Source organism: Rheinheimera texasensis (genome assembly GCF_964031785.1).
GTDB lineage: Bacteria > Pseudomonadota > Gammaproteobacteria > Enterobacterales > Alteromonadaceae > Pararheinheimera > Pararheinheimera texasensis_A.
Window position 1 is genome coordinate 155,700 of record NZ_CAXIRE010000014.1, and the last position, 23,776, is coordinate 179,475.

18 protein-coding genes are annotated in these 23,776 nt (G+C 54.9%); 7 read left to right on the top strand and 11 right to left on the bottom strand.

What is annotated here, in order from left to right; all coding sequences use genetic code 11:
* Positions 1–218 precede the first annotated feature (218 nt).
* Both ABNT34_RS04440 and ABNT34_RS04445 read left to right on the top strand, forming a co-directional pair.
* Positions 219–2,660 carry a hypothetical protein gene (locus ABNT34_RS04440; protein ID WP_348729176.1) on the top strand — a complete coding sequence of 814 codons (2,442 nt, stop codon included), beginning with the start codon at positions 219–221 and terminating at the stop codon, positions 2,658–2,660.
* On the top strand, positions 2,650–3,741 hold the full coding sequence (locus ABNT34_RS04445; RefSeq protein ID WP_348729178.1) for a hypothetical protein: 1,092 nt from the start codon (positions 2,650–2,652) through the stop codon (positions 3,739–3,741). Before ABNT34_RS04440 ends, ABNT34_RS04445 begins: the two co-directional genes overlap by 11 nt.
* Here ABNT34_RS04445 and ABNT34_RS04450 read toward each other — a convergent pair.
* Both ABNT34_RS04450 and ABNT34_RS04455 read right to left on the bottom strand, forming a co-directional pair.
* On the bottom strand, positions 3,707–4,639 hold the full coding sequence (locus ABNT34_RS04450; RefSeq protein ID WP_348729180.1) for a hypothetical protein: 933 nt from the start codon (positions 4,637–4,639) through the stop codon (positions 3,707–3,709). The genes ABNT34_RS04445 and ABNT34_RS04450 overlap by 35 nt on opposite strands.
* The gene (locus ABNT34_RS04455) at positions 4,636–5,289 is read right to left on the bottom strand and encodes a choice-of-anchor H family protein (protein ID WP_348729182.1); all 654 of its coding nucleotides are present in this window, start codon (positions 5,287–5,289) and stop codon (positions 4,636–4,638) included. Before ABNT34_RS04455 ends, ABNT34_RS04450 begins: the two co-directional genes overlap by 4 nt.
* A gap of 104 nt (positions 5,290–5,393) precedes the next feature.
* Between ABNT34_RS04455 and ABNT34_RS04460 the strand changes: the two genes are divergently transcribed.
* Entirely contained in the window at positions 5,394–6,221 is an 828-nt protein-coding gene (locus tag ABNT34_RS04460; RefSeq protein WP_348729184.1) for an RNA pseudouridine synthase, read from the top strand.
* Here the strand turns inward: ABNT34_RS04460 and ABNT34_RS04465 are convergent.
* Together ABNT34_RS04465 and ABNT34_RS04470 are read right to left on the bottom strand one after the other, a co-directional pair.
* Positions 6,210–8,195, bottom strand: a complete 1,986-nt coding sequence (locus tag ABNT34_RS04465; RefSeq protein ID WP_348729186.1) for a hypothetical protein — start codon at positions 8,193–8,195, stop codon at positions 6,210–6,212. The two genes, ABNT34_RS04460 and ABNT34_RS04465, sit on opposite strands and share 12 nt — an antisense overlap.
* Complete coding sequence (locus tag ABNT34_RS04470; protein ID WP_348729188.1) at positions 8,195–9,181, bottom strand: NAD(P)-dependent oxidoreductase; 987 nt, start codon at positions 9,179–9,181, stop codon at positions 8,195–8,197. Before ABNT34_RS04470 ends, ABNT34_RS04465 begins: the two co-directional genes overlap by 1 nt.
* Before the next feature lie 91 nt (positions 9,182–9,272).
* Here ABNT34_RS04470 and ABNT34_RS04475 point away from each other — a divergent pair, with 91 nt between their 5' ends.
* Positions 9,273–10,061, top strand: a complete 789-nt coding sequence (locus ABNT34_RS04475) for a transporter substrate-binding domain-containing protein (protein WP_348729190.1) — start codon at positions 9,273–9,275, stop codon at positions 10,059–10,061.
* Here ABNT34_RS04475 and ABNT34_RS04480 read toward each other — a convergent pair.
* The 5 genes from ABNT34_RS04480 to ABNT34_RS04500 form a co-directional block, all read right to left on the bottom strand.
* Positions 10,052–10,474 carry a group 1 truncated hemoglobin gene (locus ABNT34_RS04480; protein WP_348729192.1) on the bottom strand — a complete coding sequence of 141 codons (423 nt, stop codon included), beginning with the start codon at positions 10,472–10,474 and terminating at the stop codon, positions 10,052–10,054. The two genes, ABNT34_RS04475 and ABNT34_RS04480, sit on opposite strands and share 10 nt — an antisense overlap.
* Positions 10,462–11,307, bottom strand: a complete 846-nt coding sequence (locus tag ABNT34_RS04485) for a DUF3034 family protein (RefSeq protein ID WP_348729194.1) — start codon at positions 11,305–11,307, stop codon at positions 10,462–10,464. The genes ABNT34_RS04480 and ABNT34_RS04485 overlap by 13 nt, the downstream gene beginning before the upstream one ends.
* On the bottom strand, positions 11,307–13,613 hold the full coding sequence (locus tag ABNT34_RS04490) for an EAL domain-containing protein (RefSeq protein ID WP_348729196.1): 2,307 nt from the start codon (positions 13,611–13,613) through the stop codon (positions 11,307–11,309). The genes ABNT34_RS04485 and ABNT34_RS04490 overlap by 1 nt, the downstream gene beginning before the upstream one ends.
* Before the next feature lie 269 nt (positions 13,614–13,882).
* The gene (locus tag ABNT34_RS04495) at positions 13,883–14,431 is read right to left on the bottom strand and encodes a hypothetical protein (protein ID WP_348729198.1); all 549 of its coding nucleotides are present in this window, start codon (positions 14,429–14,431) and stop codon (positions 13,883–13,885) included.
* Positions 14,432–14,464: 33 nt separating this feature from the next.
* Positions 14,465–16,984: an ExeM/NucH family extracellular endonuclease gene (locus ABNT34_RS04500; protein WP_348729200.1), complete on the bottom strand. Its 2,520-nt coding sequence runs from the start codon at positions 16,982–16,984 to the stop codon at positions 14,465–14,467.
* Between the two features lie 290 nt (positions 16,985–17,274).
* On the opposite strand from ABNT34_RS04500, the gene ABNT34_RS04505 reads away from it, so the two are divergent.
* From ABNT34_RS04505 to ABNT34_RS04515, 3 genes are read left to right on the top strand one after another with little or no spacing between them, the layout of a single operon-like run.
* Positions 17,275–19,557, top strand: a complete 2,283-nt coding sequence (locus ABNT34_RS04505; protein WP_348729202.1) for a patatin-like phospholipase family protein — start codon at positions 17,275–17,277, stop codon at positions 19,555–19,557.
* Between the two features lie 14 nt (positions 19,558–19,571).
* Positions 19,572–21,101, top strand: a complete 1,530-nt coding sequence (gene glpK / locus ABNT34_RS04510; protein WP_348729204.1) for a glycerol kinase GlpK — start codon at positions 19,572–19,574, stop codon at positions 21,099–21,101.
* Positions 21,101–21,919: a hypothetical protein gene (locus ABNT34_RS04515; protein ID WP_348729206.1), complete on the top strand. Its 819-nt coding sequence runs from the start codon at positions 21,101–21,103 to the stop codon at positions 21,917–21,919. The genes glpK and ABNT34_RS04515 overlap by 1 nt, the downstream gene beginning before the upstream one ends.
* A 68-nt stretch (positions 21,920–21,987) precedes the next feature.
* On the opposite strand, the gene ABNT34_RS04520 is transcribed toward ABNT34_RS04515, so the two are convergent.
* Together ABNT34_RS04520 and ABNT34_RS04525 are read right to left on the bottom strand one after the other, a co-directional pair.
* Entirely contained in the window at positions 21,988–23,559 is a 1,572-nt protein-coding gene (locus ABNT34_RS04520) for a PAS domain-containing methyl-accepting chemotaxis protein (protein ID WP_348729208.1), read from the bottom strand.
* Positions 23,499–23,776: hypothetical protein (locus ABNT34_RS04525; RefSeq protein WP_348729210.1), on the bottom strand; the 278-nt coding region annotated here is incomplete at its 5' end. The genes ABNT34_RS04525 and ABNT34_RS04520, both read right to left, overlap by 61 nt.

The window sequence follows — 23,776 nt, forward strand, 5'->3', positions numbered from 1 at the left end:
CTCTTTCTGCTGCGTTAGTGCTCGTTTGTGTAGAATAACTACACGGCTCTCGCACTGCCTTGCATAAAAAGCGGCCAAACTGCTGCAAAAACAAACACCAAACGTCAACACGCCCTAACGGTTTTACAGATGTTAACAGATTGACTTGCCGGCGTAATCCGTTAGGCTAGTCAGTCTGTTGTTTCGTCAGTAAACGTGCACAAGGATGCCTCCCCACCGTGAAACTGTTTTCCTGGTCCAGTCTGTTTTTTATCTTGTCACTCAGTTTTTTGTGGGGCTGTGGGTATTGGGTCTGGTTGCAGACCAACCAGAGTCAGCAAACCCAGCTGGCAAGTCAGTTAAGTCTGCAACTGGAACGCAGCGAAGTGTTGCTGGAGGATTGGCAACGCAACTACCGCTTGCATCTGGATTATCTGCGCGCAGACCTGGCGAAAATGACGCCGCCAACCACCGACAACGTGATGTACGAGCCGTGGCAGGAACTGGACGACAAAATTCAACATGCGCCCTGGCCTGATGCGTTGCTTGGCTATGCCTTACTCGACGAAAGCGGCCGCGCAGTGCGGCTCAGTAACAGCGTCGCCGGTCAGTTATTTGCTATCACTAATACCGATTTCAGCAGTAATCATCAGTTTTTGACACCGATGGTATTGCCGGCGCAATGGGTGGCTCCGGTGCATCTGGAATTCAATTCACAGCACTTGCTGTTCTGGTTTGATTTAGCTGCACTGAAGCAAAAACTGCTGAAGGCGCAACAGCAAGCGGCCGGCGAAGTGCTGCTGGTGTCTGCCACTGCGCAGTTGGTGTCGCCGAGCCGCTATCAACAGACGTTGCTGGCACGTTTTGGTTTGTCGGATTTGCGCGATGACCAGAGTCTGAAATTTCAACTGAAACGACCACCGGAAGATTTAACCCGCAGTAATCAGCGTTATGACGGTAGTATGGCCTGGCCTGCGACGCCGCTGGCGCAAGCCATGACCACCACCAAGCAAGGCCAGACAGCTCTGTTTGTACCGAATTATCTAGGCAGACCGAGCGTCGCCAGCTGGCGTTGGTCCGACGGCTGGCAGGCATATCTGGTGGCAGAGCGGGATTTATCCGGCTTACAGCAACAGCGGAAACAGCTGCGGCAATATTTATTAGCAGGCTTGTCGGCGCTTAGTGCCGTGCTGTTATTGTTGTTTTGGTTAATTCAGCGTGGCGTGCGTGTGCAGGAGTCGGCGGTGCTTTCCCTGCCTGAAGCGGAATTGGCGAATGCCGCCGCGCCGCTTACAACCCCAGCAGAGACCTTCACCGCGCCGGACATCAGCAATAGCGATGATGCGCCTGCCTCTGACTCATGCTGTCCTGTCATGCCTGCCGTCGCAGTGCAGCCGCCTTTGTCTGCTGCAACACAATTGCTGCAGGCCTGGATGACGCAGCCCGCCACTGATTCAGCGCTGCGGGCAGCGTCCGCCTGCTGGTTGCAACAACAGCCAGTGGCAAAAACCGGACCTGTGGGCTGTCAGCTGCGCCTGCAACTGAGCATCTGGCTGAGTAATCTGCAGCGACAGTTGCCGGCAAAAGCAGTATTGTTTGACCTGGCTGCCGATGTGCCGGCATGGGCCGCGCTTGACATCCTGGCCTTGCAAAGGGCACTGGAGTGGGTGATTCACTTCAGGACTCAGCAACATGATGTCAGTACAGTTCTGGTGAAAACCGTGCTAACCACTGCAGATCAGTTACAGCTGGAGATCTCTGATGATGGCGAAACGATAGCGCCGGGGCAGTGGTTGAGCTTGTTGCAACCGGGGCCAGATGCTGCGAACTGGCCAGAGCCATTGCGCGTGCTGCAGGCGGCCGGCGGGCATTTAAGTGCGGCACAACCTCAGTTCAGTGGCAATAAATTATTACTGACTTTACCACTGCAAATTTGGGCGGCCGCCGCGACTGAACCTGAGTTGCAGTTGATTGACGGCGCCGCGTTATTGTTGTGTCCTGCCGGTGATGCCCAGCAATTGTACCGGCGGATGTTAAAACAAACCGGCTTGGCGCTGATGCCATTGGACGACGCTGCGCAGTTTATGCAATGGTGCAGTGCGCAAAATGATGCACGTCTGGACTATCTGATCCTGGATGAAAGTTTTATCAATGCGGATTTGCAAATTGCCGCTCAGGTTTTCCAGGTGGTGCGGCGCTATTTCCCACAACTTTCTTTACTGGTACTGGTACGAGATCCGGCCCAATGGCTTGATTTGCAGCAGCAATTTCAGCTGAGACTGGTCAGCAAACCTGTGTTAAATCAGGCGTTGCAACAGGCGCTGCTGGCACATGACGCTGTAGTTTTCAGCTCCACAGCCCGGCAGGTATGGTTGGAGGGCAACGATCCGGTTGAAGATTGGTTATTGCAACAGCAACTCGCTGAACTCGGCTTTGAGCCGGTAGTGCTGACATCGCCGCAGAAGTTACCCGCCAATGCACTGCTGATGCTGCGACTGGAAAACCGTAGCCGCTGGCAATCGCAGTTGCAACAGCAGCCATTGCTTTGGTACACCGCACAGCAGGTCGTGCTGGATGCTGACGAAGAAGAACAGCTGGTCTGGACTTTTAGCCAGGGCCCGGCACTACTGAGCCAGCGAATATTTCAACTTTCAGAAAGATTAGAGACGGATGAAAATTAGTAACCCGCTATTAAATGAACAAAAACGACTGCGTCGTAACAGTTTTGCTCTGCTGCTGCTGCTGGCACTGTCTATGGCACTGCTGGATTATCTGGTGGCATTATCCGACCGGCTGGACCTGCGTCAGGCTCAGCTCAACGCCGCGACCGCTGATTTTGACCATCAGTTGTTACCGCTGTTACACGTGGCGACCGTTTTGCAATATGAAGCCGGCCAATTGCTGCAACAGCCCGCCTCGGCGGAAGCGGTACTGACTGGGCAACAAACCGCGCTGCAGATTGCTGAACAAAACAGCAACGCCAAGCCATTATCGGCCGACGAAATCTCAATGCTGAATCAGCTGGAACCCTGGTTCCGGCAGCAGCTGAAAACCAGTCGCTATCTGCTGAATATTTCTTATATTTCGGAAGGGCTACAGTGGGTCCATTTTAGTGATGCTGATGCCCGTTCTGTGGAACTGGCGACTATTGCAGCCCGACAAATCGATGCGATGGCGCATCTGCAACTGAACAGTTCCACGGCGAATTTGCTGGTGCTCGATGAGCTGAAACAGCGGTACGCATTGCATATCCCGGTACGGCAGGATAAAAATCTGGTCGGACATTTGCTGTTTGAAGTTGATTTATTGTCGATGTTACAACAGGTGAAAGTGACGCAATACGGTGCGACACTGATGCTGATGGATAAAGTCGGCAAAGTCTTGCTGGCCACGCAGGATGGTCAGCTGGCTGATGCCAGCAGTTATAACGGTTCTGATCAAAACGACAGCCTGCAGCACCTGGAAGCTTTGCCATTTGCTCTGCACATTCAGCCGGATAGCAGTGCTGATACCAAAGCAGAGTTATGGCGCTTCACTACGGAGGTCGGGTTGTACTTCGTGCCATTGTGGCTGTTGTATTTGTACATGTTGACCCGGTTTAAACGCAAAGTGTTGCGCCCTTTTGCCCGGCTGTTGATCCATATTGCCCGTCTGGAAAGAGGGGATGTGCAAGGGGTGCGGCATGTGCCGGTCGAGTGGGATGCCGTGTTTAAACAAACCGAGCAACTCAGGGATCGAGGGTTGGAAAAGTCCGCTGACTAAACTGTTTACTTTGTAAGGCGGCCTGATATTCGTCACCGACCTGCCCGAGCTTGAGCTGGGCAGGTCCGGTTGGGTCAATCAGCAGCAAAGATGAGTCGGCAAAATCAATGACTTGTTCTGTATCGGTTGCCGGTACCTGCGCTGCGATGACGGCATGATTAGGCAGGTAGATAATTTTAATCATCAGGGTCGGAAAAATTAGCCGCATCACGGTCGCCCACAGCACGGCTTTACTGTCACAGTCACCACTATGATCAAAGATTAACTGCACCGGCGGGGCATAACCGTTGCCATTGGACTCGAGGCGGTTGTCGAGACCGCGGTAGGGAATTTGTTGGATCCAGGCGGTGAGCTGAGCGGCGATCTGCCGGATATTGTTTTTACCATAATTCGCAATAAAAGCGTCGGCGACCGGTTGCAGTTGTCCAAGCGCATCCTGCATAAACAACAAGTGATCCGGGATCACGCCTTTGCCTTTTACCGGGTCGTCGAGCAGGTAATAATAGCCTTTTGCCAGATAGTCATTCAGCGCTTTGGTTTGTTCTGCCGCCAGCGTTGCCATCATTTGTTGTGCTTTTTCCGGCTCAGCAGCCTGGACACTGTACTGCAAGGGTAAGTTTGGCGGCGAGAACTGGATCCGGACGCCTTGATGCTGCAATGCTGCAGCCTTGCGCAGCAACGCGTGCCTGACCGCCTGATCTGCCATGTGCGGCATGTAACGCCGCATGCCGCGGTACTGATTCAACAACTTATTGTCGAGCTTGAAACGTAAGTTTGAGCCGGCGCTCAGCTGATAAATAAATTCGGTCGTCTGACCTGCTGCGACACGCTGCAGTGGCATCTGGGCAGATGCGGTACTGCAGCCCAACAGCAACACAAAACATAAAGCTCGTTTCACTGGCGACTAGTCCGGCGTTTCAGATAGAGCCAGCTTAATGCGATTGGCCAGAAAAAGCCAAGACTACCCCCGGAACTTTCATGCACAATCACGCTGACCGGTGTGTCGGCGCTGCCATCTTCCAGTGCCAGATTATTCAGTGCCGCAGCCTCGTAGCCGGAGATTTCAGCCAGTTTCGCGCCAGTGCGGGCATCGCGCAGTTCAATTTTCAGTTTGTAATAACCCCGCGGTAAATCGCGCATGTCCGCTTCGATGGCAAACCAGTCGGAACGGCTGCTGCCATAGAGGGTGAAAATACTGCTGGTGTGGAAAATCCGGTTCAGACCTGCGCCAATCAGGCTATACACGGCATAAACCGGTTGCTCAGTGTATTGAGTGTGCGCATCAAAGCGGACATACAGCTGGCTGTAGAAGCGGTCGCCGTCATAGTCTTGTCGTAATGTTAAATCGACTGAGTCAAACCAGCTGCTGCTGGAAAAATCCTGATTCAATGTGATGGCGGCGGGTGCTGTGGCAGCGTCGGTATTGGCGGCGGCGGCGCTGGCATCGAGGTGCATTTCGCGGGTGGGGAGCGGTTGTTCTGTCAGCTCAGCGGCAGATAACTGGTAACAGGTGAATGCGATTAAACAGGCAAACAGGCGGTTTTTCATAGCTGATTCTCCGGGGGCTTTGGTATGATCCTCGGCTCCAGGCTCTGAATCCCGGCTGAACTGCTGCAGGGCCGCTGAATTATTGTTAAAAAGCTGAATTACATATGAAAATTACCCGACGTATTCCGGTTGCGGCGCCAGGCCAGGCCATAGATTTGTTAGTGCAGGCGTGTCCTGAACTGTCCAAAGGCCGGTTGAAAGATGCCATGAACAAAGGCGCAGTGCAGCTGGTACAGGGCAAACAGCACAAAAGACTGCGCCGGGCGCAGACTGAGGTCAGCAGCGGGACTGTGCTGGAGCTGCATTATGATGAAGATATTCTGCAGCGCAAAGCACCTGAGCCGGTATTGATTGCCGACGAACGGACTTACAGTGTGTGGTTTAAACCAGCCGGATTGTTGTCACAGGGCAATGAATGGGGTGATCATCTGGCACTGCTGCGGCAAGTCGAACAACATTTCGCCAATCAGCGCCCGGTATTTTTGTTGCACCGGCTAGATCGGGAAGCTAGTGGGCTGGTGTTGATTGCGCATCACAAAACGATGGCGGCGACTTTAAGCCAGTTAATCCAGCAGCAGCGCATCAGCAAAACTTACCGCATTACTGTTTTGGGTGCGCTGGCGCCTGCTTTGTTGCAACAAGGCGAAATCAATCTGCCGCTGGACGGCAAAGTCAGCTGTACACAATTTCGTCTCGCTGCTGAGCTACAGCAGCCGTCGCGCACAGTGCTTGATGTTGCGCTGATTAGCGGTCGAAAGCACCAGATCCGGCGGCATTTCGCTGCGGTTGGGCATCCGGTGATGGGCGATCCGCAATATGGCGAGGGCAATCAGGACGTAGGCGGCCTGGCGTTGCAGGCCGTACGACTGGCGTTTGAGTTGCCGGGCAAAGGTGCTCGTGATTATGCTGTGCCGGCAAATTTATTGCGTTGATAAGTCCGGTGCTTGAGCCATCAGGGGTCGGCATTGCAGCTGCAGGAGTCCAAGCGTCAGGGCATTATTGATATCCTGGCGCAGATTATCAGCCTGCCAGCTGCAAGGTGCCGGCTGGGTTGTTGTCAGCTGAAAATGTAGTAACTGGGCTGGTACTGCGGTCTGTTGCTGCCAGCTGTACCAGACCAGTTCCCGCAAACCGTTTAAGTCAGCTTCCTGCCAGTCGTTGCCAAGTAAAGCATCGAGTTTGCCCTGCCAAATCCGTATGGCTGGTTGATCCGGCAATTGTTGTTGAATGCCCTGCAGGGCCTGCTGCAGTTGTTGCAACCAGCGCTCGTCCGGCTGGCGCACTGCAAGCCACAACACGTCAGTGTGTACCGTGGAATCCAGCAGCTGCGGGCCGCGTAATTGTTCCAGTACACGACGGATGGCTTTACGCAGTGTTTGTTCGCCGGCTTTGAGTTTGTATTCACTGATCTGCTGAATTTGCACAGCGAACAAACAAACCGACAGGTCTTTTTGCTGTTCTTTGCGCAGCTGCCGGGCAAATTCAGCCCAGTTTTTCAGCCAAACCTGTCCGATTGGCGCTGCAGGCGCCTGCCGTTTGCGGCGCAAAATAAAGCCGCCAAAGCCGAGCCAGCTCGCCAGTAAAGTTGCGAGCAGGGCCCAGGTGCCGGCCTGCCACTGACTTTGTTGTTGACTGTGCATTTGTTGTTGCTGCTGTAAATCGGTACTGAGCTGCCCCAGATGCTGGCGTTGTTGATTGGCCTGGATCTCAAACTGCGCCTTGCTGGCCGCTACAGCAGCCTGATAAGCAGGCTGCCATTCACCATTGCTGGCCTGGATCCGGGACAGGATGTCCCAGTACTTACGCTGTAAAAACACCGGTTGCTGCTCGATTTTTAAATCCTGCGGCAGATAAGCTCGCGCCTTGGCCAGTTGTTGTTGCATTAATGCCACTTCAGCCAGCGCTATGCTCGTTTCATGTTGCATACTGCGATTGCCAAGTTGCTGAAACAGCTGTGCAGCTTTAAGCAACTGCTGTTCCGCCTGAGCCGGTTGCTGCCTGGCGAGCGATAGCTGCGCTTCGGCAGATAATAATTGTGCGGTCAGATAAGGGTCTTTCAGCTCGGCCAGCAATTGTTGCGCTTTTTCGACTGTTGCCGCGGCTTTGTTCAGTTCGCCGGTCTGACGGTAGTGTTCAATTTGGGTCAAAAACACTGTCGTCAGCTGGTTGCGCCGCTCTGGCATCTGCAAAAACTGTTCGGCCTGCTGCAGATGATCACCGGCTAAAGCGTAGAGTTCGAGCTTGTCGTAGGCCATGCCAAGGCGCAGATGGATAGAACCAATCGAGGCTTTATCGCCGCTGCGCTGCGCCAGTGCCAGCGCCCGGCTCAGCTGCTGCTGTGCCAGTGTGAAGTTGTTTTGTTGCAGCGCCAGCCGGCCGGCCGTGATGCGGCTTTTTAACTCGGCATTTTCCAGCTTAAATTCAGTCGCAATCGCGACGCTGAGTTCAGCGTACTTTAACGCCTGAGTCATATCGCCGCGTTGATTGTAACCTTGGGCAAAACTCTCGTAGAGACTGGTCTGCAGCTCTGGTTTGTCATCGCCGTGATAAAGATCCAGCGCGGCTTCAGCCAGTTTCAGCTGTTCCAGCGCAGCTTTGCTGTCGCGGAACATAATGCCGTAAACCAGCGCTTTGTGGTGCAGTGCTTCGACTTTTTGTGCTGCAGTCAGCGTACCAGCCAGCGCGTTATTCACGGCGCTGATCGCCCCTTCTTTGTTCAGTAACTTCATGTAGCCATAGCTAAGCAGCAGCCAGGATTCGGCCGTTTGCTGAGCGTCCGGCAGGGCGCTGAGTTTATTCACCGCGGCTTTGGCGTCTGTTTCAATGTTTTTGCGTTCCGCCTGAAAATCCAGTGCAGTGGCATGGCCAAGCCAGAACAGGGCAGGGATCAGGCAAATCAGACGCATCAGCAGCTCCGCGAAGAGGGACAAGCTGCGATGATATTGCATGTCCGCACTGGCGTGCCAGCATTAAATGCCAGGATATTCTCCGCCAGCTGGCCGACCAGACGTTGCATGGATTCTGTGGTTGCCCATGCCAGATGTGGGCTCAGCAACAAATTCGGCAGTTGGGCCTGCAGGAACGGGTGGTGCGGGTTTGGAGGTTCGGTACAGAGCACGTCCAAAGCGGCACCAGCCAGCCGGTGTTGTTGTAATGCCTTCAGTAGTGCCGGTTCATCAATCAGCGCGCCGCGGGCTGTATTCAGCAGCAGCGTCTGCGGTTTCAGCCAGCTGAGTTGTTCAGCGCCAAGTAACGGTGGCGCGCCGGCAATGGCCGGACAATGCAGACTCAACACATCTGCCTGGGCCAGCGCGTCTCGAAAGCGCACCCGGCCAGGCCGGATCGTCTCAGCATCCGGGCGTTCCGCTACACAGACCTGCATGCCAAACGCCCGTGCCAAGGCCGCGGTCGCTTGTCCCAAACCACCATAACCGACGACAGTAAACATTTTGCCAGCCAGACTTTGGATCGGTTGCTGATGCAGGCAAAACACCGGACTGCGGCTCCAGTCGCCGCGAAAAATGGCTTGTTGTTGCAACACAATCTGGTTGTTCAGCGCCAGTAATAGCGCCATGGCGTGTTGCGGTACGGCATCGAGTGCATAATCCTGCACGTTACAGACCTGGATATTACGGGCAGCGGCAGCAGCCAAATCCACATTATTGGTGCCGGTGGCGGCGACACAAACCAGCTGTAGCTGCGGCGCCAGCGCCAGCATGGCGGCATCAAGCAGCACTTTATTGCTAATGACCACTGTGGCTTGCTGCAGCCGTTCCGGCAGTTCTGCGGCTGTGGTGGACGGATAGATCTGCAGAGTACAGCCGGGCAATTGCAGTACAGATAAATCAGCGCCGTGGAGTGTGTCCGCGTCCAGCAACACGATGTGATGCATAAAACTCTGTCCATCTTGAGCAAAAGGTTGCTTTTACCAGAGCATCACTCTAAAAATAAAGCACTTTTTAAACATATCCGGAGTACAGCCTTTGGCCTTAGCCCATTGCCGGCAACTGTGCACACAACAATGCAGACCACAGCGCAGCCAAAAAAGGCGCAATTTCCTCAGCGCCGGATTTCAGCTGCTGCTTGGTGTGATATTTCTGTGTGGCGCCACGCTGGTTCAGGCCAAAACCGTCACTGTCGTCGCAGGAGCTTGGGGGGATTTCACCAAAGCTGATGGTTCAGGCCTGTATTTTGATGTGCTGCGCGCGGCGCTGGCGCAATCAGATATCGAGCTGAAGATCCGGGTGACTAACTGGAAACGCGCCAAACAAATGTTTTATGCCGGGCGTGCCGATGTGCTGCTGGCTGATTTTCGTGGTAGCGGTGACCGGCGCTTTGTACCGCTGTGGCATCTGAATATGGACCCACCGGTGCAGCTGTTTAGTCTGCAGCAGGTGAACGATTTGCAGTCGTTACAAGGCAAAGCCGTTGGCTGGATGCTGGGCTATGACTATGGCGACTATCTGCCGGTCGCGGTCAATGGGATTGAAGTCTCCGCTGAAAAGTTTGGCTTTGACATGCTGCAATATGGCCGGTTAGACGCATACATCAGCTATCAGGACAATGTCCCGGACGAGCTGCGAGCGCAACTGAAACAGCGGCAACTGGCGCCGGCTCAGGCGCTGTACCCGGTGTTTCAGAATACTTTCTCGGGCCGGCAACTGGCGGCCGACTTTGACCAGGGAATGCAAAGGTTGTATTTGAGCGGCCGCCTGCAACAGCTGTATGGTCTGCATTACCGACAGGCTGCTTTCCCGCCGGCTCAGCGATAAACCACGTCCCGGTACATCGGTGCTAACTTGGCCAATAAACGGTTTTGCGCCGCGACCGGTACCTGCTGTTCAGTCATCACTTTAATTAAATGTCCGACCAGATTATCAAAATCGGCTTCAGTGATCTGAAAGCCGGTGTGGCTTTCCTGCATAGTCGCGCCAGTGTATTTGCACGGGCCACCGCTCAGTTCACAGAACTGTTCAATTAACAGCTTACGGAATCTGGCGATATCGGTGTCCTTAAAGTGATGGACGATTTGCCGGTCTTGTTCAATTTCGCGCAGCAAGCCGTCGGCCAGTTGTTCCAGCCCGGGGCCTGCGCCCAGTTGTTGATACAGCCAGTCTTTCGGTTCAGAGTTGCTGCTGCAACCGGTCAGCACTAACAGCAGCAGCGCGCGGATTAAAATGCCCATGTTGACTCCAGGGCCAGATAATAGCCGGTCTGATTGCGGAATGTGGCGATGCTGCCAAGGTCGACGTGACCGGCTACAACACTCAGATGTTTGTTGGCGAACCAGGCGACAAACAAGTCGCGCCAGTGATCTTCACGGGCAAAAGCCAGTTCATCCGGTTTTTGCTTAAACTCAGCGCCCAGCGCCCATTGCGGGTTCAGCAACAGCACGGCCGAGAACTCGCCGACATACTGGTAGCCATTGTCGTTGCTGGTGCCAAAGCCGAGTAAGCCGGTTTGCAGCCCTTTGGTGGCACGTAGTGTTGCGTTGACTAACAGATTCCGGCCCCAGACTGCATCGAGCCAGACTTTGCTGGCGGCCAGATACAGGTCTGTCCCCTGGTCATCCCGTGCGCCCACAGCCTTTGGCACCGCAAAATCCAGTTGTTTTTTCTGCTGCAGACCGATACTGATTTGCGGCATGGCACTGTACAGCAACTCACCGGCAATTTTGTATTTCAGGCCAATGATTTGCTGGTTGAGCTCACCCCCCATGCTGTCGAGTTGCAGCTGCTGGCGGCCCAGACTGACTTCGTATTTGTTGTCATAAGACAGGCTGATGCTGCGGCTATTGAGGGTAAAGTCGTCGACACCGACCTGGCTGACGGCGCCGGTGATCGACCATTGGCCGGAGCTGCCGTAACCATTAATCACCGCCCAGGGCACAATGCCGCCACCGGCCCCGCCTTCGATACTGCTGGCGCCGCCGGTGGCCAGCACTTTACTGCCGGCGGCAAAAACCGGCAGACTGGTCAGCAGCATCATAGCGGCAATGTTTAGGATGAATCTGCGCATCAGACCTCGGGAAACCATTGGTTATGTTGTTGCTGAAATTCGACCAGCCAGTTGGCAAAATCGGCGGCTTTGAGCGGTTTGGAGAAATAATAACCCTGCACTTTATCAATGCCAGCGGCCTGCAGTTTGGCCAGGCCCGCCAGGTTTTCCAACCCTTCGGCCGTGACCAATAAACCCAGACCATGCGCTAATTCGGTTGTGGTCTGGACTATCAGTGCATCGTTATGATTATGCTCAATATCTTTGACAAAAGCCCGGTCGATTTTCACTTCGTGGACCGGCAAGCGCTTTAAATAGGCCAGGGATGACTGACCGGTACCAAAATCGTCGATCGCGAGTTCTATGCCCATTTGCCGCAGGATCTGCAGGTTTTGGATCACTTGCTGTGGGTCCTGCATCACCGCGCCTTCGGTCACTTCCAGCGCCAGTGCTGACGCGGGCAACTGATGTTGCTGTAACAGCGCGGCGATTTGACCTGGTAACTCACTGCTGAGTAAATCATGCGCCGACAGATTGACGGCGACGGTCAGTTCAATGCCCTGATCGCGCCAGCTCGCCAGCTGACTAATCACCTGCACTATCATCCAGTCGGTGACGCGGGAAATCAGCCCGGAGTGCTCAGCCAGCCGGATAAATTCATCCGGCGGTACAAATCCCAGTTGCGGGTGCTGCCAGCGGATCAGCGCTTCGGCAGAACTGGCCTGACGCTGACGCAGGCTGACTTTCGGCTGGTAGACGACAAACATATGGCCGGATTGCAGCGATAGTGGTAAATCATGTAACAGCGTCAGTTCGCGCTGATGGCTTTCATCCTGACCCGGCTGATACTCAGCAGTCAGCTGATGACTGGCTTTGGCATGCACCATGGCGATTTCGACCCGGCGCAGCGCGTCATTGGCATTGCCGGTGTGTGCCGGCACCTGATAAAGCGCTAACGCCAGCTTCAGATTCAGTCGCGAGTTGTCCAGACTGAAGTCGGTCGACAAATGGTGCTGCAGTGCCGGCAGGTCGCTCAGTTGCATCGCTGTCGGGCTGACCAGCAGAAACTCATCACCGCCCAGTCTGGCAATCATCGCCGCAACGGGAAAAGCACTACGTAAACGCTGCGCCAGCTGTTCGAGTAACGAATCGCCATTTTTATAACCAAAGGCGTCGTTGACGTGTTTAAAATCTTTGATATTCACCAGCAGCAGCCATAACGGCTGGTTGCTGAGCAGTGTTGGCAGCTGCAGCTCAACCAGATAACGGTTGGCCAGCCCGGTTAAAGTGTCGTGTTGCGCCTGAAATAGAATCTGCTGCTCACGCTGGCGGATGTCATGCTGCATTTTTTGTAAGGTGTCACTGAGCAGACCGACTTCACCGCGTTTGATCGCTGGTGGTGCTAAAGCCTGGCCCAAACCGATAGCCCGGGCGAATTGCGTCAGCAACTGCAGCGGTTCAGTAATACTGCGCGCCAGTGTCACAGCAAATAACACAGCCAGCGTCAGGCCTAAACCAAAAATCGCCAGCAATTGCGCGCGGGCCTGCTGGTAAGTTTCCTGCCAGGGCGCCGTGGATAAATGTAATAACGCCTGAATAGTACCAGCCCGGTCTAAGGCTTTTTGCGTGGTCAGTAACGGCTGATCCAGCACCGCTAACTGCTTGTCACTGCTCATGCTGGTCAGGCTGTCGTGGACGCCGGCCGGCAAAGTGCTGGCCAGCAGTGCAGCATTGGCAGTGCCACTGCCAAACACAAAGCTGATGTCGAGGTCGGTGAGGGCTTTAATCTGATTGGCGAGTGCGTTGTCCAGCGAAAACCCCATGGCGACCCAGGCAATTAGCTGCGGTGCTTTCACCGGCACCATCACCATCTGATAGGCCTGATCACCGATATGCACGATATCGGACACTGAGTCCTGTCCGGATAGTCGCATATCTTTGAATAACTGACTGATTTGAGTCTGACTGACTTGCTGGCCACTGCTGGCGATCAAATCCCCTTGTGGCGTCAGTAACACGGTGAGCGTCGCGTCGATGCGGCTGCCATGATTCTCCAGCACTGAGGCGATGGTGTCCTGTTCACGCAAGGCGACCGCCTGGCGGAAGCCAAAATCGCTGGCGACCAGTCGGACAGAGTTGCCAAGCTGAGTGGCTCTGTTGCTTAACGCTTCCTGGAAAACCCGGCTGGCGACATCGAGCGCCTGGCGCGCCTGAGCGGCACTGTCACGTTGCATGGCGCCGAGTGCAGCATAACCCATAGCGACCGTCATAAAGGCCAGCATGCCAAGCAACAACAGGATGAGTCGACTACGCAACGAATCTAACATGCAACCTCAGCAAGCCGGTTCAGTTTATCTCGCGGGTCCGTCGCGATCCAATACACTGATTGTTCAATTGATACAACGAATTAAAGCATTTTACCCGAATGAGTAAACGTTACAACGATAGCAGTAAAACTCTGCTGACTCAAAGATCTCTGGTGCGATAACCCGGCTGGTGAGAGCCGCATGGCCGCGATGCCAGCGACCTTGCCGCAAAGTGGTTTTTACCAAAAAAAAAGCCGGCAACAGCCGGCTTTTTTATGCGCGAGACAGCTTTAGCTACGACGGCGCAGCAACAGCAGTGCAGGTAACAGCAGCAGGGCTGTTGCCGGCGCTGGCACGGCTGGACCTGCCACATTGACTGCTGCCGGGTCGATAGTGAAATCTGTGACCTGGTCACCCCAGGCATCGGTCAGTTCGATGTTATTCAGCAACAGCTTGTGCAGGCCGCCACCCAGCGCTTTAAACGTCACAGTCGCCAGCGTGAAATCCGGGCCTTGTACACCAGCCAGGTCCCAGGCGAAATCAAACAGGTTCATTTCGCTGATGGTCAGCATGCTGCCGTTTTTGCTGTAGTCACCAAAGTTTGGTTCAACCGGCGAAAAGTGCGGGCCAAAAGTCACAGCTTCAAAACCCAGTGCTGCCGACCAGTAGCTCAGGTCCAGTTTAAAACCAGCCAGACCATCGGTATAACCCTGCAGGCGGATTTGCGCCTGCACCAGGTCATTTTTCTGATACTGAGCTTTATCCAGTTCCACTTTGATCACAGCGGCCTGACTGCCAAACGTCAGACACAGGGCAAACAATGCAATTAACTTCTTCATATAAAATTCCTTCAACAACAATTGATTGAGTGATTATTTGATAGCGCAACGGGCATAAGTACAGAGTGTTGCCATCGCACGGGCGTCACTGCTGGAAACCACACCATCTTTGTTAAAATCGTATTCCAGACCCAGTTTCACCCCTGACTTCAGCAGGTTGTTAAACAACGTGATGTCGTTATTGTCGACGTCACCGTCTTTATCCAGGTCGGCAGGATTGGCATTCACCAGCGCCAGTTCCACCACCACCGGGTCATGGTCAGAACCGCGGAATGGCGTTGGCTGATAGAAATCGGCCTGCTGCTGCACGGTTTTATCTTCCATGTTGTAATCAAATACCGTGCTTTCGTCGGCGTTGATATGCCATTCCATCGCATAAGTCACTTGCGGTGACAGCGCGGCGCTGGCTAACGCATGGTCCAGATAACCACTTTCGCCACCAAACAGGTAAGAGTAACCGCGGTTGCCCTGGAACTTCTCGACCAGATTGACGAAACCTTTGCCGGTCAGCGTCACAATCGGATCTTCTTTGGCATAAGCGTTTAAGTCACCCATGATCAACACGTCTTTGTCGGCAGAACCGGTAGGATTGGTCGCCAGCCATGCGGTCAGCTCAGTGGCCGCCTGCACCCGGGTCGCATTCCAGCAGCTCTGGCCGTCTTTGAAATCACGGTCAGGATTGGTGGAGCCGCTTGGGCAGCTGCCTTTTGACTTGAAGTGGTTCACGGCGAAAGTGAAGACTTCATTGTTCGATTTTTGCTTAAAGGTTTGTACCAGCGGCTGGCGGTTACCATAACCAAACACGCCGGTGCTGATGGTGACGGCATTGCCGACCGGCGTCACTTTGGCTGGTTTGTATAACATGCCCACACTGATTTCATCGGTACCCAGCTGCGTGGTACCCGGCACCTGGACATACTGATAAGTACCAGCGCCCAGCTGCTGATTCAGCCGACTGACTAAATCCACGATAGCGCTTTGGCTGCCGTAACCGTCGTTTTCAATTTCCATCAGACCAATGACATCGGCGTTGATGCTGCTTAACGCGGCGACGATTTTGTTAGCCTGACGTTCAAATTCGACTGCAGTAGAAGCACCACGTGACGTTGGGAAACCACCACCAAAACCATCGCCATTGAAGTAGTTCAGTACGTTGGCGCTGGCCACTTTCAGGTTGCCCAGGTTACGCAGCACTGGCTGTTCTTCGCGTGGATTGCTGGCGTTAAACTGCACAGTACCTTCTGGCAATAACCGCCAGGCGCTGAAGCTATAATCCAGAATACCGCTTAAGTTGGCATTGACGCTGTCGCCAACCCGTACCGGGTTGTTCATATTCAGGCCAGGCGCCGGATAAATGATGTTGGCCGGGTTTTTGCCATTGGCCAGGTCGTCCAGCACGATTTTGCTGCGGCTGTTTTGTGACGCCAGTGCAATGGCTTCTGCAGTGCCTGGGCGGAACTGGTTGGTTGGTGTGAACAGGCGCTGTGGCGCTAAAGTCAGTTCGCCATAAGTGCCAAGGTTATAGTGATCAGCCACCACCAGTTGTTGCGGGAAGGTCACCTGCATACTTTCCAGGTTTTCCCAAACGCTCAGGTTGCTGACCGGCAGCGTCACGCTGACTGCTTGTGGCACAGTGGCAGTGCCACAGGCCTGCAGGCCGCTGCGGCGGATTTGCGTTTTGGTGAAGTATTCTTCTACTTTACCCAGTACCCGAACTTTGTCACCGACAGCCGGGTAGTCAGTGGCCGTATCGTTGTAGACAAAAATAGCTTCTGAAGTCGCCGGGTTGTTATCCGAATCGCTGGCTTCTTCCTGAATGTAAAAACCGGTGGCAAATGCGGTGACGCGGCTCACTACCGCTTCAACCACCACAGTTTTGCCCGCTTCCGGCGAAGCTGCACCGCTGCCTTGCACGGCGCTAATCAGCGTCGCACTGTCGCCACAGTTGCCAATGACCGGGCCCACTGGTGGAACTACCACACCGCCGCCGCCATCACCGCTGCCAGAACCGGTATGGGCACCCAGATTGGCGAAATCGTCTTTAGCGTAAAAATCCCATTCCAGACTTGGGTCAAAGGCATCGCTGCCATTGGCGTCGCCCTGGGTCACGCTGGCTTTGCGGACTAAAGTGCGGTCATGGGTGAAATTGTTGTTGCTGCCCCAAGAGGTGCCTGGGTCAAAGCCGATTTGACCGAATACGTCAATTAAATCAGCGCCTTTGTATAAGGCGATGGCATCGTCACCATTAAAATTGCTGGTGCCAAACGTCATGTTGCTTTTGGCGGCAAGTGCTGCGACTGAGCCAGTATCTGTGATGACTAAAGTGCTTTTGGCGGCCAAAGTACCGCTCAGCGTGACGGTTTTGCCTGCGGTAACTGCACCGTTGGAAAACACTTTGATCGAATAACCGCTCAGATCCAGTGCAACATCGGCCGGGTTGTAGATCTCCAGCGCTTTATTGTTTGATGAGCCTTCCACATATTCAGAGATAAAAGGTTCTGCATGTACTGCCGGGGCCAGCAGCATCGCCAGCAACAACATATTTAGTTTCATGGTGACGTCCATTTGTAAGAACTTGGTTTTAGTTGTCAGATTCGGTGGGCCCAGACGGTTATTGTTTTCAGTGTGCTCCGACCAGGGCCTTGTACGTTAAATGACCTTTGTGACAATTTCAATAAACTCTTATTAAGATTTTCAGAAAACATTACAGTGACTGTAAAATAAATTGACACTTATTTAGCTAAGCTATTGATCTGAGAACAGGAAAGGGCTGGCACTTTTATTTACACTAAAGCATTATTTTTTAACCGGTGTACTGTCGCGCGCCGACCAGAGGGAACATCATGCAGCTAAAACCATGGGGTTGGCTTGGACTCAGTTGTTGTGTCGCCGCTTTGGTGTGGACTGAACCGGCTTTTGCTGAACCGGGCCGGGTTGGCAGCGGCCCCTGTAGCACAGTTCAGGGCCGGCCTTGTATCGCGCTGGTGCTGGGTGGTGGTGGTGCCCGCGGCGGCGCTCACGTTGCGGTCTTGCGTCAGTTAGAAGCACAACAAATCCCGGTCGACCTGATTGTCGGTACCAGCATCGGCGCTTTTGTCGGCGGGCTTTATGCGCAGGGCAAAACGCCGGCCGAGATAGAACAGTTGTTACTGCAACTGCCCTGGAGTGACGGTTTTCGCGACCGGGTCGACCGCGACGAAGTGCCGGTGCGGCGCAAAGAGCAACGCGACCAGTTTCCGATCAATCTGGATTTAGGCGTTGGGCCCGAAGGTTTACGCGTGCCCAAAGGCATTTTGCACGGTCAGGCGATGGCGGCGTTGTTACAACAGGCTTATGGTCTGGTGCCAGAGCTTGGCAGTTTTGATGCACTGGCCATCCCGTTTCGCGCAGTGGCCACTGATTTGACCAACCGCGAAACTGTGGTGTTAAGCAGTGGCAATTTATTACATGCGGTGCAGGCGTCGATGTCTATTCCGGGCGTGGTGCGGCCGATGCAGCTGCAGAACCATTTGCTGGTTGATGGCGGGGTGGCCAACAATTTACCGGTCAGTATCGCCAAAGCGCTGGGCGCAGAGCGCATCATTGCGGTGTCTATCGACGCGCCGCTGTTGTCCGGCAAAGAGCTGAACAGTGCGATGGCCATTACCGAGCAACTGACCAATTTTCTGGTGGCAGAAGCCGTCCGCGCGCAACTGGCGTTGCTCGGGCCAGACGATGTGTTGATCCAACCTGAGCTAAAAAGTGTCGGGACTTTGGATTTTGACAAAATGCCGCAGGCCATCGCGGCGGGGCAGACTGCTGTCATCGCAGCGCGCAACCAACTTGGCCGTCTGAGTCAGCCTGCACGGCATGCAGCATGGCAACAACAGCGCCGGCAAACACCTGCCACCATAGAGCTGGCCGCGGTCGCTTTGGAAAATCGTACCAATCTTGCTGACAGTCTGTTGTTGCAACGCCTTGATGTGCCGTTACAGCAGCCGGTTTCATTACAGACGCTGCAACAGGGCGTACGGCGTATTTATGGTCTGGATACGCTGGAGCGGGTCAGCAGTACCTTACAGCTCGACACCGCGGGCCAGCAGCGGTTGTTGCTGCGCGCCGAACCCAAAAGCTGGGGCCCGGCATATCTGGATTTTCGTTTTCAGCTGGAAGACGATTTTGAGAATACCCATAACTATCAGCTGGCAGCGTCACATTTGTGGACCGGGTTGTCACCTTATGGCGCCTCATTACAAAATGTGCTGGCACTTGGCACCGATAAGCAGCTGGCCAGCACTTTGTATTGGCCGCTCGGGCTGTCTGGCTTTTTCAGCGAATTGCATGTTGAACAAAGCCGGACTGTGTTTGCGCTGGAAGATGACGCCGGCCGCTCCGGTGGCGAGTTGAATCAGCGTGAACTGCTGCTCAGCGCAGCGTTGGGCTGGGAGCCGATAGACCCGCTGCAGGTGTCGGTCGGGGTGCAACGCCGCGATGGCCGTTTTCGTTTGCCGGCGGTGCTGGCCGGCGCACTGCTGTTTGACAGCCTGCCTTATTTGCGACGTGGCAGTCTTTGGCAGCTCAGTTACGACACGCTCGACAGTCGCAGCTTCCCCAGTCGTGGCCTGCGCGTGGAAGCCAGCTGGCAACATCTTAATGACGATTATCTAAATAACCGCAGCCAGAGCCAGACTTATGGCCTGCAGGCACAGGCGGCCCGGCAGTGGCAGTCGCATATCCTGCGCGGCCGGCTGCGGTTTGAGCGCGCGGACGGTGTCGATAATCTGGTCGAACTTGATCAATTTTCGCTCGGCGGTTTATTAAATTTATCCGGGTATCCAAAGAATTTTTTGTTTGGTTCGGAAATTCAGTTCGCCAGTCTGGTCTATCAATATCAGTTGCCGGAATCGCGCTTGAGCCTGTTTAAAGCACCGTTTTATCTTGGCACCTCGCTGGAACGGGGCCTGGTCCGCCAGTCTCGGTTCAGTGCGATGCGTGATGTACAGGCGGCGGACTGGATTTGGGCCGGCAGTATTTTTGCCGGCTGGGACAGCCCGCTGGGGCCTTTGTATCTGGGTTATGGTCAGGCCGAGTCGGATGCGACCGAGCAGCCGTATCGGTTTTATCTATCATTAGGTCAGACCTTTTGATCTCAGGAGTGTTTATGCCGGCAGAACGGATATCAACAGAGCAAATCCCCGCGCCAGACAACCAGGTGATTCTGGCAATAGATCAGGGCACCTCGTCCAGTCGCGCCATGTTGTTTGACCGCCACGGTGCGCTGCGGGCGCAGGCGCAGCAGGAGCTGGCTTGTGCCTTTCCGCACAGCGGCTGGGTGGAGCAGGACGCAGAGGCTTTGTGGTTATCTGTGCTGACCGTGTGCCGCGAAGTGTTGGCGCAGGCTGACGTGCTGCAGCTGAAGGTTTGCGGCATCGGCATCACCAATCAGCGCGAAACCACATTGCTGTGGCGGCGCGACACCGGCGAAGTGGTGGCGCCGGCCATCGTCTGGCAAGACCGGCGCACACTGGATTATTGTCAGCAATTACAGCAACGCGGCCATCAGGATTGGGTCAGTCAACGCACCGGCCTTTGTCTGGATCCGTATTTCTCCGCGTCTAAATTACACTGGTTGTTGCAGGACGCGGCGCTGCGTCAGGCGGCAGTGCAAGGGGAACTGGCATTTGGCACTGTCGACAGTTTTTTATTGTGGCGACTGACCCGTGGTCGGGTGCATGCGACGGATACCACCAATGCCAGCCGGACTTTATTGCTGGATATTCACCGCTTGCAGTGGGATGCGGAATTACTGGAGTTATTTGATATCCCGGCGGCGTTGTTGCCGGAAGTGCGGCAAAGTGCCGATGATTTTGGTGCCACCGATGCGCATTGGTTTGGCCGGCCCTTGCCGATAGTGGCGGTGGCTGGCGATCAGCAGGCGGCGGCTATCGGTCAGGGCTGTGTGCGCGCCGGCGGTTTAAAAAGTACTTATGGCACCGGTTGTTTTGCCCTGCTCAATACCGGTGAACAGCTGCTGCAATCGCAGCATCAACTACTCAGCACCGTCGCCTGCACCGTGCAGGGCCAGACGCAATATGCGCTGGAAGGCGCAATATTTGTCGCCGGCGCGGCGGTGAAATGGCTGCGCGACCAGCTCGGCCTGATCCGCGACGCCAGTGAAACCGAAGCCCTGGCGGCCAGCTTGGCGGATAACGGCGGCGTTTATCTGGTGCCGGCCTTTACCGGACTGGGTGCACCTTATTGGCGACCGGAGTTAAAAGCCCAGTGGTCCGGCTTAACGCTTGGCACCGGCAAAGCGTATCTGGCGCGGGCGGTACTGGAAGCGGTGGCCTATCAGACCGCCGACCTGTTGCAGGCAATGCGCTCAGATGGCGCCGCGCTGTTGAGCCTGCAGGTCGACGGCGGTATGGTCAATAACAGCTGGTTTTGTCAGTTCCTGGCCGATGTGCTGAATATCAACGTGATGCGGCCGCTGCAAACCGAAACCACCGCTTTTGGCGTGGCGTTATTGGCCGGTATTCAGCTGCACTGGTATGCCGATTTGGACGCTTTGCCGGCGCTGGTCCGGGCTGAATCTTGGTTTTATCCAGAGTGCAGCAGTGGGCAACGGGCGGAATTACTGGCCGGCTGGCAGCGGGCTGTGGCTGCGCTACTAAACGCTGAGGTGCGCTGATGTTGTTGAAATATCTGCAAAATGTACAGCAAGGTAAACCGGTCAATTACCAGAAAATGCTGGCGTTATTGCCGCCGGCCTTTTATCAGCGCCGTACTGAACTGTTTAAAGTCAAAGCCAGTGGTGCCGGCAAATGGCAGGTCAGTATTGCTGATGCGACGCTGTTTGACGCCTTGCTGCAAAGCGCCGCTGCGCCAGCTGACCGGGTTACGGCAAGCTTGCAGGGCGATTCACACCGGGTGCAGACTTCACATTGTTACCTGCTGGTCTATCATGCCGGGTGCGCCGGCCCGAGGCCAGATCTGGTGCTGGCGGCCGGCAGCACCGAAGGGACAGGACAGGCGCAGCTCAGTCTGGGTTTCACGCCAAAACCAACTTTGTTGTTGATTGAAAACGAAGAAAACTTTTTCCGTTATCCGCAAGTACTGACGCTGTGCCGGCAGATGCTGGCTGAGCCATTTGCGTTGGAACATTGTGATGTGGCGCTGGCGGCGGGGTCGCGGATTGGTTCGGCGTTGTTAAGCCCTTTGCTCGCCGGTTATCAGCAGATTTTTTGTGCTTTTGATTTTGACAGTGCCGGGCTTGAAGTGTTTGACCATCTGCACAAACGTTATGGTGACAAAGTGCGTTTTGTGGTGCCACCGGATTTAACACCCTGGCTCAGTGGCTTTCGCGCTGAGGCCAAATCAGCCGCGCAGCTGCAGCGAGCGGTGGAGCTGGCGGACCAGCACCAGCTGTATGGGCTGGCGCAGGCTTTATTAACGACCAAGCGGTTTTTGGAGCAGGAAGTGCTGCTGGCGGGATGCTCCGGGATTTAGCCGTGAGTCAGGTCTTGATTCAAGACCTGACACCAAAGCACTCCACAGGCTCACCGCCTGAAACTGGCCTAGACATCGCGCCGGAAACGCAGCACCAGCTCATGTAGCGCTTCAGCGGTGTTGTTGAGCTCTTCGCTGCTGTGACAAACTTCGCTGCCACTTTGCATGCTTTCATTGGCCAGCGTCGAAATCGACACCACCTGTTGATTAATGTCTTCGGCCACATGCGACTGCTGTTCCACTGCTGCCGCCATTTGTGTCGCCATGCTGGCAATACCAATGACCACATCGCTGATGCCACTGAGCATCTGCTCCGCTTCTTGTACTTTTGACACGCCGGTGGCGGCGTCCTGTACGCCATTTTCTGCCACAGTGACTGAGCTTTTTGCCTGTTCGGATAACTGGCGGATGATCTGATAAATCTGCCGGGTTGATTCCGTCGTGCGCGAGGCCAGATGCCGCACTTCATCCGCCACTACGGCAAAACCTCGGCCCTGTTCACCGGCGCGAGCGGCTTCAATGGCGGCATTCAGTGCCAGCAGATTGGTCTGATCGGCAATTTGTTCAATGATTTGCGCCGCCTGATTGATCATGCTGGTCTGGCCGGCCAACGTCGTCACGGCCTGGCTGACGCCATTGACGGTTTGCTGCAGCTGTAAAATTGCTTCGCGGGTCTGACGGGCAATAGCCGAACCCTGCCGCGCCAGGCCATCAGCATCGTTGGCTTTGGTGGCGGTTTCCTGCACATGGCTGGCGACTTCAGCGATAGTGGTGGTCATCTGGTGCATGGCGGTCGCGACCAGTTCGGTTTGTTGCTGTTGCTGCTGTAACTGCTGCACAGCCTGACTGGACAGCTCGTAAGCGGAGACGGAGCGCTGCGCCACTGTCGTTGCGGTATCTTCAATCCGCGTCAGCATGGTATCTAAATGCGAGTTGCTGGCACGCAGTGCCACTTCCAGCGCGCCCAAGGCGCCACTGTGCCGGGCGTAGGTCAGCACGGCCAGCGGATCGGTAAACGGATGTTGCATCTGGGCTTTTAATAGGGCCAGTTCACTGTTACTGCGCAGTTGCGTCGCCGCCATGGCTGCGACAGCAGAAACGGCTGCTAAACCGGCAGCCCAGCCGACCGCGCCAGTGGCAGCCGCGATACCTGCGCCCAACAGGCTAACCAGCGGCAACGCAAACCACTGACTGAGATAGGCCAGCGCAGAGCTGCGGCCTTGCGGCGTTTTGCCGGCATTGATTTGTGCATACAAAGCGCCGGCATGTTGCACCAGCTGACGGTCCGGTGCGACCCTCACTGATTCATAACCGACCACTTTGCCCAGCTCGCTGATCGGCGTGACATAGGCATGCACCCAATAAAAATCGCCGTTTTTACAGCGGTTTTTCACCAGCCCCATCCATGGTTTGCCTTGTTGCAAATATTGCCACATGGTTTTAAAAGCCGCCGGTGGCATGTCCGGATGCCGGACAATATTGTGATGAGCGCCAACCAGTTCCTCACGGGAAAAACCACTGATCGCGACAAAAGCGTCATTGGTGTAGGTGATAGTGCCTTTTAAATCTGTGGTGGAAATCAGTTTCTGGCCGGATGGAAAGGTTCGTTCGTGGCTGGTAACGGGTAAATTCTGACGCATGTGGCAAGGTCCTTCAGGCAAAAGGGGGTAAACGCTAAGGGGCTGTGCTGAGCATAGCTCAGGCTGCTGAAAATTCTGCTGAATTTCAGCAAGTTCGAGAGCACCATATAGTTTAAAAAAGCGGCAGCAGCGATAAGCAGAATGGCCGCAGGCAAGGCAGATTTTTGAAGCTTTAGTGGTTCTAAAGCGAGAAAATTTAACGCCGCATGCGGCCATT

Bases quoted from the DNA above. Each gene is read 5' to 3' on its own strand.
- glpK (WP_348729204.1), top strand. From the start codon at position 19,572: ATGCCGGCAGAACGGATATCAACAGAGCAAATCCCCGCGCCAGACAAC.
- ABNT34_RS04500 (WP_348729200.1), bottom strand. From the start codon at position 16,984: ATGAAACTAAATATGTTGTTGCTGGCGATGCTGCTGGCCCCGGCAGTA.
- ABNT34_RS04460 (WP_348729184.1), top strand. From the start codon at position 5,394: ATGAAAATTACCCGACGTATTCCGGTTGCGGCGCCAGGCCAGGCCATA.
- ABNT34_RS04495 (WP_348729198.1), bottom strand. From the start codon at position 14,431: ATGAAGAAGTTAATTGCATTGTTTGCCCTGTGTCTGACGTTTGGCAGT.
- ABNT34_RS04480 (WP_348729192.1), bottom strand. From the start codon at position 10,474: ATGGGCATTTTAATCCGCGCGCTGCTGCTGTTAGTGCTGACCGGTTGC.
- ABNT34_RS04505 (WP_348729202.1), top strand. From the start codon at position 17,275: ATGCAGCTAAAACCATGGGGTTGGCTTGGACTCAGTTGTTGTGTCGCC.
- ABNT34_RS04465 (WP_348729186.1), bottom strand. From the start codon at position 8,195: ATGCGTCTGATTTGCCTGATCCCTGCCCTGTTCTGGCTTGGCCATGCC.
- ABNT34_RS04485 (WP_348729194.1), bottom strand. From the start codon at position 11,307: ATGCGCAGATTCATCCTAAACATTGCCGCTATGATGCTGCTGACCAGT.
- ABNT34_RS04470 (WP_348729188.1), bottom strand. From the start codon at position 9,181: ATGCATCACATCGTGTTGCTGGACGCGGACACACTCCACGGCGCTGAT.
- ABNT34_RS04445 (WP_348729178.1), top strand. From the start codon at position 2,650: ATGAAAATTAGTAACCCGCTATTAAATGAACAAAAACGACTGCGTCGT.
- ABNT34_RS04515 (WP_348729206.1), top strand. From the start codon at position 21,101: ATGTTGTTGAAATATCTGCAAAATGTACAGCAAGGTAAACCGGTCAAT.
- ABNT34_RS04490 (WP_348729196.1), bottom strand. From the start codon at position 13,613: ATGTTAGATTCGTTGCGTAGTCGACTCATCCTGTTGTTGCTTGGCATG.
- ABNT34_RS04455 (WP_348729182.1), bottom strand. From the start codon at position 5,289: ATGAAAAACCGCCTGTTTGCCTGTTTAATCGCATTCACCTGTTACCAG.
- ABNT34_RS04520 (WP_348729208.1), bottom strand. From the start codon at position 23,559: ATGCGTCAGAATTTACCCGTTACCAGCCACGAACGAACCTTTCCATCC.